Raw genomic sequence first — 11,108 nt, forward strand, 5'->3', positions numbered from 1 at the left:
TCAGGGCCATAGCTGCTCCGCAGGATCACGCTCTCGGACGGATAAGTCCAATCCGCGTGTCCGGTGATAGGCGTCGACCATCGCCTCCAGCCGCTCGCGGCTCAGCGCCGCCTCACGGCCGGACGGAAGCGTGAGCGGCACGTCGAGGAGCCGGCCCGGAAGCGTGTCCTCCGCGCGCGTCCATCCTTCGCGGCGGTTGAACGCATGCTTGGCGGCCACGATGCCGCGGGCGGTGTCGTGGAGCTCGTCGGCGTCGATGTCCCACCCGGTCACCGCGGCAAGGAGCGCGGCCCACTCGGTCCACGGGTCGGCGAACACGCCGCGCAAGAACTTGCAGAGGATCAGCGAGTCCATCGCGGCGGCGCGGTCCTCGGTCTCGATCGCCGCCGCGACGTGAGCCATCCCGCCGTCCAAGCGGTTCAGATCGCCCGACAGGTCCGCCTCGTAGGCGCCCGACCGGTTGTGGTCGGCGCCGCGGGCGTTGACGCTCAGGCCGAGCGCCATCGCGTGCAGCGTGCGGGGCTCATAGCCGGGCAGCTCGAGACCTTTGACGTGCATCGCCAGGTCCTCGCGGCCGAAGCGGGCCGATGCCCGGCGCGATCCTTCCGCCAGCAGGTCGCCGACGCCTTCGCGCGCTCCGATCAGCTCGATCGCCCGAAGCAGGGCATCGGCGTCGCCGAAGCGCAGCCAGTCCGCGACCCCCGCCTCCATCGCCCACGCGATCGTGCCGCCGGTCGAGATCGTGTCCAGACCGAGCTCGTCGCAGCGCGCGCTCGCCTGCAGGACGTCGTCCGGATCGTCGATGCCGACCAGCGGGCCGAGCGCGAACGCGCTCTCGTACTCGACGCGGGCGGAGCGTCCGTCTTTGAGCGTCATGATCCGCTCGCAGCCGATCGAGCAGGATGCGCAACTGTCGCGCACGGCGGCTCGGTCCTCGAGCGCCAGCGTCGTGGTCTCGGTACCGAAGTTCTGGCCCGGCAGCGCCGAGAGCGCGTTGAACGTGAGCAGGTTCGACAGCGTGCCGAGGTCGCGGTACTTCGCGGTCGCCGGCCCGAACGAGCGAGCGCGGAGATCCTTGGCGGCGGCGAGCACCGCCGCCGGATCGGCGACGGGGCAACGCGTCGTGGCGCGCACGGCGATCGCCTTCAACCCTTTCGCGCCGAGGACCGCGCCGAGTCCCCCGCGGCCGGCATGGCGGCCGTCGTGGGAGACGGTCGCGTAGCGGACCAGGCGCTCGCCCGCCGGCCCGATCGCCGCGATCCGGTACGCGGGACCGAGCTCCTCGCGCATCCGTTCCTCGGCCTCCGCGGCCGTCAGACCCCAGAGGTGGGCGGCGTCGACGAGGCGCGGCCCGTCGCCGTCCACGATCAACGCCGAAGGCGTCGAGCGCGCGCCGCGGATGACGATCGCGTCGTGGCCGGTCAGCTTGCCCGCGATCGCGAAATGACTCGACGCGAGCGCGTCGTTGAGACGATCCGTCAGCGGTGACTTCGCCACCACGGCGAACTTCGCGCTCGTGGTCAGCGGTGTGCCGACCAGCGGCGAGAACACGAACGCGATCGGCGCCGCGGGCGCGAGCGGCTCGACACCCGCGGGCGCGAGACCGGACAGCAGGTGCGCCCCGAGCCCGACACCGCCGAGCGTGGCGCGCAGGGTCGCGTCGCTGAGCGGGAGTGTCGTGCTGCCTCCGTCGTCGAGGTCGACGACCAGTGCCCTTCCGAAGTAGCCGCCGGGCGGCATCGGATCCACTCTACTCGCCGCCGCGCTCATCCTCCGGCGTCGGCGGCCGTGAACGCGACGCTGTCGCCCTCGGCCAACGGCTCGAGCGCCTCGCGGGCGATCTGATCGCCGTTGAGCGCTGCCAGCACATGCTCGTCGAGGACGACGCCGACCGCGGCGGCGGCCGCACCAAGGGTCGCCGCGCGCACGTCGGCGGGCGGACGCCGAAGCGGACCGAAGCAGCGGACATGGACGAGCGGCTCCGGCTCGCCGAGAGCGGCGTCGTAGTCCTCGCGCGTGTTGAGGTTCCGAACGCTCTCGGCATGCGGGAGGTCGTCCAGCCAGCGGGTCTCGCACCGTTCGAACAGGAACGCCGGCTTCATCCGGTCGGCCGCCACCAGCTCCGCTACGAGCGGCACGAGCGCCGTCCGATACGCCGCCGCGAGCGGCTGACGGAAGCCGCCGAGGTGCGGCACCGCGGCGTCCGCGCCCCGCGCCGCGTCACAGACCGCGGCGACGAACCGCGGGTGCAGGAAGGGCATGTCGGTCGAGGCCACGAACGCCACCTCGCCATCGACGGCCTCCAACCCCGCGAGCAGCCCCTGCAACGGACCCTGACCCTCACGAGCGTCCTCGACCACCTCAACGCCGGCGGGCAGCTCGGGGAGTTCCTGCCCGGGGGCCCGAACGACGACGACGGGTCCGTCCACCCCTCGTGCGACGACGCCGCACGTTCGCCGCAACAGCGTCGAGCCGTGCCAGTCCAGCCACGCCTTCGGCGTGCCCATGCGGCTCGAGCGGCCGCCCGCGAGCACGATCCCGGCGGGCATCCCCGCGAGCGTATCCAACCCGTCGGCTCGTGCACCCCCGTGTCTCCGGCGCCGCTCGGCGACACGATCGTCGCTATTGGAATGGGCGAGGCTCCGCCGACGGCGTTCAGCTCGCGTCGCGGCCTCAGGTGGTCAACGTCGCGGCGACCTGCCTTGTGAGGCGTGGATCGCGGTTGTCGAGGCGTCAGGAGTCGCCCTCGAGGGGCCAGCGCCGCGGGCGAGCAACACGGCCAGTGCATCCGGCGTGATCGAGCACATCTGGCTCAGGTCGAAGGTGAGTGTGTGATCGTTGGCTTCGGCGAGCTCGATCGCGTCGTCGATGAGCGCGATGGCCGGGTTGTCGAGGGCGCCGAGGAGGGTGACTCGGGTGCGCGCGAGGGCGGCTGAGACGGTGACGTCGACGCGATGCCACGTCGCGGGAGGAACGGTCAACGTCTGGGTCCGAAGTTGATCGCGGTGACGATGCGTTCGCCGTGGCGGTCGGCGAGCTCGCGGCTGCTGGCGATGCGCGGTTCGTCGCCGTCGCGGAGCCCGTCGCGGTCGCTGCCGGCGCGTCGGGGAAGGGTGTTGAGGGTGTACTCGCGGAGGTTGGCGATGCCGTCGTGTTCCGGGTCTTCGGCGTGCCAGGCGCCGTGTAGGTGGTGTCGTTTGGCCCGTCGTTGAAGTGGGCTCGTGGTGCTGGCGTGGGCGGGCGCGGACACCGCGAGGAGTGCGGCAGCGAACAGAGGCGTGATCGCCACCTTGGCTGCAAGGGCAAGGGTCATCGGGTGCTCCTGTGCTTGTGTTCGGCGGCCGCGCGGGTGATCGCGAGCGCGGCGATCGGGGCCGTGGGAGCCGAGGTGGAGGAGGTGATGCCGTCAGCGTTCTCGGCGACGACGACCACGCGCAGACGATGTCCGAGGTCCCGCGTGGTCGCGATGTAGCGAGCGTCCGACGCGCCGCTGACGTTGACCCAGCGGTTGCCGCTCAGCCGTTGCCACGTGCGCGTGTAGCCGTCGGGTGCATTGAGCCAGGTCCCGTCGTCGCCCCGCAGTGTCGCGCCGCGGCGTGCGTGACCGCCGATCGAGGGCGCTGTGGTCGCCACGGGAGGAGCCGGGACCCACAGTTCGCCTCCGCCGCAGGCAGGGGCGATCGTCGCGCAGGCCGCCATGAACGCCGAGTCGTAGGTGTTCCAGTGCGTCGCGAGATAGGAGCCGTCGGCCGGTGCGGGGTTGTAGTAGTCGTCACGGCCACAGTCGTAGCTCTCGTCGATCGTGCCGGCGAAGACGGCGCAGTCGTTCTGCATCGCATGCGCGGCGCCGCTGTTCTCGAGGTAACACATGACGTCGGCGCCCTGCCAGCAGTGGCCGTAAGGCGAGCGGTCGACGCCGGTCGCGGGCGCGGTGGAGTGCGGCGCACCCCACTGCACGCCCCCGAGGTTGTGAGTGATCTCGTGCAGGAACCCTTCCGGCCACCAACCGCCGCGGGCGGTGCCCGGCGCGGCGCCTCCGTCGCGCGTGAACAGGACCGAGCGCAGGCCTCCGCGATTGTGGACGTTGGCCGCGCCGGGTTGCTCGCCGGCTGCGCCCATGACGGTCTCGCCGAGCCCGTACTCGATACCCGAAGGCGCGAGGCTGTCGGCCAGGATCAGCGTGTCGCGCGGGCCCGGCGTCGTGTCGATGGCGCGGCCGACGGCCGCGGTGATCGCGCCGAAGTCCCCGGCGTAGGCGGCCCGCGGACCGGGCAGCGCGACGACGCGCAGATCGACGTACTGGGGTCCACAGCGCGTGCCCATGTCAAAGCGCAGCGCCTTCGTCCCACCGCTCTGGGCGCTGAGAAACCGCTCGGTGATCGCGACGTCGGCCTGCAGCGCGTCCTTGAAACCGGCGAAGCGATCCGGTCGGTCGGCCGCGTACGCGTAGACGACCTTCAATTGCGCCGCCGTCTGCGGCGCGGAGGCGTTGAGGGTGCCTTCGTCGGCGGTCTCGTCGCCGCACCAGGTCGCGGGCAGGCCGTCCGGCCCATCCGCCTGGCTCTGAGCCACGGTGACCGCCGCCGCCAGATGCACGCTCGCCAGCTCAGACCGCGTGTCGCGATGGATCGCGATGTCCGGACGATGGCCGGGCATCGCGAAGATCGGCAGCGCCAGCGCGGCCGCGATCACGACGGCGCTGCCCGCTAGGGGGAACCTCACAGCTTCACGCCGAAGTCGGTCGTGTATGTGGCGCCGACACCCGCGTCCTTCGGGACACCTGGCCGCACGCCGATACCGAGCTCGCGGTAACCCGCCTTGAGGATGTTGGCCCGATGACCGCTGGAACGCATCCAGGCGTCATGTATGCCGCGCGGCGTGCTCACGTCGCCGGTGCCCCACGCCAGGTTCTCTCCCAGCGACCAGGCCGCTGTGCGGCTCGTGTACCCGGCGGCGAGGATCCGATCGACGAACGTATCGCCGTCCAGCGACGTGTGGGCGAAGTAGCCGTTGCGGACCATGTCCGAGGAATGCGCGACCGCGGCCGAGCGCAACTTGACGTTCTCGCGCAGAGACACGAGGCCCCGCTGCGAACGCTCGGCGTTGATGAGGCACAGGACGCCGGTGCGGATCTCGGTGGCGTTGGCAGCCCTGGGCGCGACGTTCACGCTGGGGCACTCGGCGGCCGCGACCGAGGGGGCGGCAAACGACGGCGAGGTGCTGACGAGCGCCAGCACGCCGCCGATCACCGCGCCGGTCGCGAACAGGCGCAGACGAAACTGCAGGGGAGTCGGGTTCGACGGGCTCATGGGAGCCGTCTCCAATCACTTGCCGGAGGGGAGGGAGCGCTACAGGCGACGCCTCCCGCTCGCTGCGAGCCGGTGCTCGCAGCGACGGGCAAACGTCGGGCTCGCGTGCCGGTGGAGCGGCACTCAGCGAACCGGACGTCAAGGGCCGCGGGACGCAGGCGGCGGACCTACACAGGCCCCGCCCGACATATGGCGCACCGCTCCTGGCGAGCACGCTGTATTGAGCCCAGTCCCTGGGCCAAGGACGAACGCTCGGCTGAGCGCTCTCGGCATTGACTCCAGTGTGCGAGGAGCCTGCGAGGCTCAACCGTGCTCCAGAAGTTAATACTGGCGCCAGTGTAGCGTGGGTTCCCTGACTAAAAGGACTATTCTGATCATTTTGTTGCGAGTCGATCGATTAACCACAAACCGGACGGGAGCGGTGGCTCGTCGCCCATCGCTAAGTCGTCAGCGTGAACCCGCGACTGACGCGGGCGCTTCCGTTCGTGACCGTCAGCGTGAGTGAGGCCTTACGTGCCGCGCCGATCCGGTTGCGGTCCGCGCGGCTCAGCTTGAGCGTCAGCGTGGCCCCACCGCCGTCCACGAGCTTGAGCGACTTGACAAGAGTGAACGCGTAGCTGCGCTTGCGGCCCTTGCGCGGTGTGAGCGTGAGCTTCGCCGTGGCCTTGCCGGAGCACGTGCCGCCCGCGCAGACCGCGGCGGCGAGGACCATGCCGGCCTTGGGCTTGCCGAGCTTGGTCGACTTGGACTTGGTGAACAGGCGCAGGTTGCCCGCGGAGCCGGCCGCGAATGGGCTCGCAACCCCCAGCAGTGCGGCGGCCCGCGCCGCCGGGTCGACCGGCACGGGCGTCGGCGTCGGCACCGGGGTCGGCGTCGGCGAGGCCGGAACCGGGGCCGTGCCGGTCAACGCAACGGTCGCCGGGGAGCTCGGATCGTCGCTCGCGAGGCTGAGCGTCGCCGACTGCGTGCCGCCATGGACGGGCGCGAGCCGGACGCTGACGGCACACTCCGAGTACGCGGGGAGCGCGCGGCCGCTGCACTGGTCGGACAGGACCTGGACCGCCCCGGCGTCCGCGCCGCCCGCTGTCAGCGCGCCGGTGGTCGGGGAAGCCGGGCCGTCGCTCGTGAAGAGCAGGGTGACCGGCGCACCCACGCCGCCGATGTCCGCGAAGCCGAGGTCCGCCGACGCCGGGCCGTTGACGACGACCGTCGAGCCCGTGTTCACGCTCAAGGTGCCGCGCGAGGCGTCGTAGAAGACGTTGCCGACGGCTTCGATCCTCAAAACGCCTGCAGTCGTGGTGACGCGCGGGATCGTCACGGTCTCGGCGCCGTCGTTGGGGGTGGAGGCGGCGAGCACCTTCGAGAAGGTTCGCCCGCCGTCCAAGGAGAGGCTGATCTTCACCGCCGGCGCGAGCGCGTCGGTCCCGTTGACCGCCCACGTGACGGGCAGCGCGGCACCCACGCCGACGCCCGCGTTCGCGGCCTGCGAGGTGAGCCGGAACGGGCCGGTCGCGGCAGCGACGGTCAGCGCGACGTCGGCCGTGCTGGTCCCGCCGAACCCCGCATGGTTGTCGCGCGCGGTGACCCGGAAGTGCAGCGTCCGGCTCCCTGCGAGGCCGACCCACGAATTGGTCGGGAGCAGCTCGGAGCGGCACTCGACGTTGGCGGCGCAGGTCCCGGTCCCCGCGTTGGTGTTGTCGCTGCGCACCTGGGCGAGGTCCGGGAACGAGCGCGAGGTCGTGGTCGTGACGGCGTTCTCACCCACGGGCGGCGCGGAGCCGAAGACCCGGAACAGCGGGCCGTCGGACCTGGCGTCGTTCACGAGCGCGGTCCCGGCGGTCGCGCCGTCGTTCTGCTCCCACGAGTAGGTGAGCGTGTCGCCGTCGAGGTCCGTGCCGGTCGCGTCCAACACGAACGGCGTGCGGGTGGGGATCGTGTAGGCCGCCGAGCCCCTGACCGCGACATCCGGCGAGCGGTTCGCCGTGGTCTGTGCCGTGCCGCCGAAGCGCGTCGACGTCCCCGCCGGCCAGGTCTCGACGACGAACCCGCCGTCGAAGCCGTTGACGTTGGTGAGCGAGACGAGGCCCGGGGCGGCGGCGATCGTGAAGCCGCCGTCGGAGGCGCTGGAGACGAACACGCCGCCCAAGCCGGGGAGCCCCCGGAGCGCGGCCTGGATCGTGCCCGCCGAGGCGCCGTTGTTGATCGCCGCGGTCGTGTTGCCGTTGTAGGTGATCGTGAACGTGTCGCCGGCGCCGAAGTTGTTCAGGGCGACCTGCTGGTAGCTCCCGAACGCCAGCTCGGGGCGTTGCGCCTGCGCCGCGATCTGCCCGATCGTCGCCTGCGCGAAGTACGGGTCCGAGTGGGGCTGCAGGTCGTCACCGCCGCAGATCCCCGCGTAAGCCATGACCGAGGAGCCGCCGCCGGGCTCGACGCGGACGGCCTGCGTGCCCGCGAGATAGGCCGCGCACACCAGGCTGGCGAAGGTGTGCTCACCGCCGAACTGGTGTCCCACCTCGTGCGCGACGTAGTCGACGTCGAACGCGTCGCCTTCGGGCGTGGTGCTCGCCGTGCACGCGTTGCCCTTGAACGGCGTGCCGACCACGCCCAGGCCGGCGAGGCCGCCGCCGTTGCCGCCCATGGCCAGGTGGGCGATGTCGTAGTTGGCCGGACCGATGACGCGGGCGGCCACCGCGTTGGTGCGCGAGAGCGACACGCCGTCGCAGTCATCCAGTTGCCCCGCCGTGTAGCAGGCCGCGGCGCCGCACGGCCCGCCGCCCTGGATCGCCAGGGCGTCGGTGTCGAGGTTGAGTTGGTCGTTGCCCGCCACCAGGTTCAAATGGATCGCGAGGTCCTGCTCGTAGATCTGGTTGAGCCGGTTGACGAGGACCGCTTTGGCCACCGTCGTGGTCCCCGCGGTGTCGGTCGCATAGTCCTGGTCGGAGATCAGCGCCAGCCGGTACGTGCGCAGGACGACCGGCTCGTTCGCCGCCGCACCCGCGGGGGCGGCCGGAGCGGCGAAGCGCTGGACCGGGCCGGATTCCTCGAACGGCCGCTCGGACACAGCGGTCTGCCGGTGCACGACGTGCCGGCCCCCGCGCGGATCGACGTACCAGGTCCCCGACGCCGACCGCACCGACGCGTGGAAGCCCACCGGGGTGAGGTCGAGCCGCCCCGTCGCCGACGGGTCGTCGAGGCCGCGCGCCGTGTACGTCTTGATCTCCGGGTGTTCGGCCGCCAGCGCCGGCTCCATGACCGGCGACTCGGCCACCGCGAACCGCTCGAAACCGCCTTCCGGCGACGGCACCGAGATGGTCGTCCGACCCCGCTCGAGCACGTCGGCGAGCGCGTGCTGATCGAGCGTGAAGGTCGTGGGCGCGACCCGCTTCCATGCCGCTCGCGATGTCGCGGCCGGGTTGGCCGCCGACGCAGTGACCGGCAGCACGAGCAGGCCGGCGACGGCCGCGAGCATCGACGTGCGCATACTCGCCACCGTCTCACGCGGGTCCAATGGACGCCAGGTGTGGCAACGCCCGTGCGCCGCGCGTCCGCCGAACCGACAAAGTGTCTGTTCGCATGCGGACGCGCCGGCACGGCGTTCAGCTCAGGCGTCGCAACGGAACGGGGCGCGCCCCGCGGCCATCTCGATGCGGTCACGACGCCGGTCGACGGCGGCACGTTCGCCTTCGGCGAATGACATCCCCTACACGGTCACCGTCACCGACCACGGCGGCGCGGGCGGCGTCCCGACCCTGACGACGGTCGGGCAGAACCAGATGCGCCAGAAGCATCAGGAGGTCGAGTTCGCCGACGCGGGGGCGGGCCGCACCGCCGGCTCACCGCTGGCCGCGATCGAGATCCATCAGGACGCGGTCGACGGCCCGATCGTCGCCACCGCCAACCTGGTCTCGACCGGCGGCACCTCCACCTGGACGAGCCAGACCTTCCCGATCGCGCTGAGCGGCCGGCACGAGCTCTTCCTCGTGTTCCGCTCGGTCACCGGCGGGTCGACCGGCGGCAACCTGTTCAACCTCAACTGGGCGGAGTTCAACGGAGCGGGCATCGGGACCTGAACCGCGATCCCCGGGGGCGCCGCGAGGCGCCCCCGGAGTGATTGCATGTCGAGAACCGCCGGCCGGCTCCGCTCACCAGGTGAAGGGCCTCGACAGACGCGGCCCACGACACCAGGAGAGACCCGATGCCGAAGTACCTGCTCCTCAAGCGTTACCGCGGTGGGCCGGAGCCGCACCGTTCCGTGCCGCCGATGGACCAGTGGGCGCCGGAGGACGTCGAGGCGCACATGGCCTTCCAGAACCACGTCAGCGAGCTGCTCGAGTCCAACGGCGAATACGTCGACGCACAGGCGCTCGCGCCGGCGCAGACGTTCGTGCGCTACGGCGGCCCGGACGCCGCGCCGGTCACCACCGACGGCCCGCACCCCGAGACCAGCGACCTGATCGCCGGGTGGTGGATCATCGACGTCGACTCGTACGAGCGGGCGGTCGAGCTCGCGGCGTACGTCTCCTCCGAGCCCGGCCCGGGCGGGGAGCCGTTGTACGAGTGGATCGACGTCCGGGAGGTCATGTGGGAGCGCCCGCGGACGTGATCGACGAGCGCGCGCTGCGGGACCTCGCCCCGAGGGTGCTCGCGGGCCTGGTCCGGCGGGGCGAGGACTTCGACGAGGCCGAGGACGCGCTGCAGGAGGCGTTGCTGGAGGCGTTGCGGGTGTGGCCCGAGCACCCGCCGCGCGATCCGCGCGCGTGGCTGGTGACGGTCGCGACGCGGCGGCTCGTCGACGCCCGCCGCAGCGAGGTCGCCCGCCACCGCCGCGAGGAGGCGACGCACGCGGAGCCGCAGCCGGTCGAGAGCGATGAGGCGGGCGACGACACGCTCTTCCTGCTCTTCTGCTGCTGCCACCCGGACCTCGCGCCCGCCTCGCAGGTCGCGCTGACCCTCCGCGCGGTCGGCGGCCTCACCACCCGCGAGATCGCCGACGCGTTCTACGTCCCGGAGGCGACGATGGCGCAGCGGATCAGCCGGGCCAAGCGCACCGTGCGCGGGCGCCGGCTGGACCAGCCCGGAGACCTCGCCGTCGTGCTGCGCGTGCTGTACCTCATCTACACGGCCGGCCACGCCGGCCGCGTGGACCTGGCGGTCGAGGCGATCCGGCTCGCCCGCCAACTCACGCTCGAAACCGAGGAGCCGGAGGCGCGCGGGCTGCTCGCGATGATGCTCCTCAACCACGCCCGCCTCCCCGCGCGGTTGGATTCAGCGGGTCGCATCGTCACGCTCGACCGGCAGGACCGTGACCTGTGGGACACGCGCGAGATCGCCGAGGGCGTGCGCGTGCTGCAGTCGGCGCTGGCCCTGCAAAGACATGGTCGCTACCAGATCGAGGCCGCGATCGCCGCCCTGCACGACGACGCGGCCACCGCCGAGGAGACCGACTGGCCGCAGATCCTCGCCTGGTACGACGACCTCGTCGCCCTCAGCGACGACCCCGTGCGCCAGGACCCCGCGGCCGTGCTCGGCCGCGCGGTCGCGGTCGGCCACGTCACCGGCCCCGCGGCGGGGCTGTTCGAGACCGATCGGCTGCGCGAGGTGCTCGGCGACCGCCACCGCTGGTATGCCGTCCGCGGCCACCTGCACGAGCTCGCGGGCGACCTGCCGGCCGCCGGCGACGCGTACGCGGAGGCCGCGCACCGGGCCACCGACGTCGCCGAGCGCGACCACCTGATCCGCCAGGCCGCCCGCGCACGCGCGGCACATCGCTGACGCGCGTCTCATCTCCTGTTCGCGTTC

At 72.1% G+C, this 11,108-nt stretch carries 9 protein-coding genes; 3 read left to right on the plus strand and 6 right to left on the minus strand.

Going from position 1 to position 11,108, the window contains the following annotated elements; genetic code table 11:
* From G569_RS0138545 to G569_RS55255, 6 genes are all read right to left on the minus strand, one after another.
* The gene (locus G569_RS0138545) at positions 1-1,740 is read right to left on the minus strand and encodes an aldehyde ferredoxin oxidoreductase family protein (RefSeq protein WP_028067350.1); all 1,740 of its coding nucleotides are present in this window, start codon (positions 1,738-1,740) and stop codon (positions 1-3) included.
* Between the two features lie 26 nt (positions 1,741-1,766).
* Positions 1,767-2,549, minus strand: a complete 783-nt coding sequence (mobA, locus tag G569_RS55245) for a molybdenum cofactor guanylyltransferase (RefSeq protein WP_053227644.1) — start codon at positions 2,547-2,549, stop codon at positions 1,767-1,769.
* Positions 2,550-2,977: 428 nt separating this feature from the next.
* Positions 2,978-3,313 (minus strand): hypothetical protein, encoded by a 336-nt coding sequence (locus G569_RS0138560; RefSeq protein ID WP_157592600.1) that lies wholly within the window; start codon positions 3,311-3,313, stop codon positions 2,978-2,980.
* Complete coding sequence (locus G569_RS0138565) at positions 3,310-4,722, minus strand: hypothetical protein (RefSeq protein WP_157592601.1); 1,413 nt, start codon at positions 4,720-4,722, stop codon at positions 3,310-3,312. Before G569_RS0138565 ends, G569_RS0138560 begins: the two co-directional genes overlap by 4 nt.
* On the minus strand, positions 4,719-5,309 hold the full coding sequence (locus G569_RS55250) for a CAP domain-containing protein (protein WP_053227645.1): 591 nt from the start codon (positions 5,307-5,309) through the stop codon (positions 4,719-4,721). The genes G569_RS0138565 and G569_RS55250 overlap by 4 nt, the downstream gene beginning before the upstream one ends.
* A gap of 439 nt (positions 5,310-5,748) precedes the next feature.
* On the minus strand, positions 5,749-8,790 hold the full coding sequence (locus G569_RS55255; RefSeq protein WP_053227646.1) for a reprolysin-like metallopeptidase: 3,042 nt from the start codon (positions 8,788-8,790) through the stop codon (positions 5,749-5,751).
* Positions 8,791-8,953: 163 nt separating this feature from the next.
* On the opposite strand from G569_RS55255, the gene G569_RS0138580 reads away from it, so the two are divergent.
* The 3 genes from G569_RS0138580 to G569_RS0138590 all read left to right on the plus strand — a co-directional run bounded on the left by G569_RS0138580 (position 8,954) and on the right by G569_RS0138590 (position 11,081).
* Positions 8,954-9,379, plus strand: a complete 426-nt coding sequence (locus G569_RS0138580) for a carbohydrate-binding protein (protein WP_028067355.1) — start codon at positions 8,954-8,956, stop codon at positions 9,377-9,379.
* A 125-nt stretch (positions 9,380-9,504) separates the two neighbouring features.
* A complete protein-coding gene (locus tag G569_RS0138585; protein WP_028067356.1) occupies positions 9,505-9,912 on the plus strand; it encodes a YciI family protein in 408 nt (135 codons plus the stop codon).
* Positions 9,909-11,081 carry an RNA polymerase sigma factor gene (locus G569_RS0138590; RefSeq protein WP_245602679.1) on the plus strand — a complete coding sequence of 391 codons (1,173 nt, stop codon included), beginning with the start codon at positions 9,909-9,911 and terminating at the stop codon, positions 11,079-11,081. The genes G569_RS0138585 and G569_RS0138590 overlap by 4 nt, the downstream gene beginning before the upstream one ends.
* The last annotated feature ends 27 nt before the right edge of the window (positions 11,082-11,108 follow it).

This window comes from Solirubrobacter soli DSM 22325 (genome assembly GCF_000423665.1).
GTDB lineage: Bacteria > Actinomycetota > Thermoleophilia > Solirubrobacterales > Solirubrobacteraceae > Solirubrobacter > Solirubrobacter soli.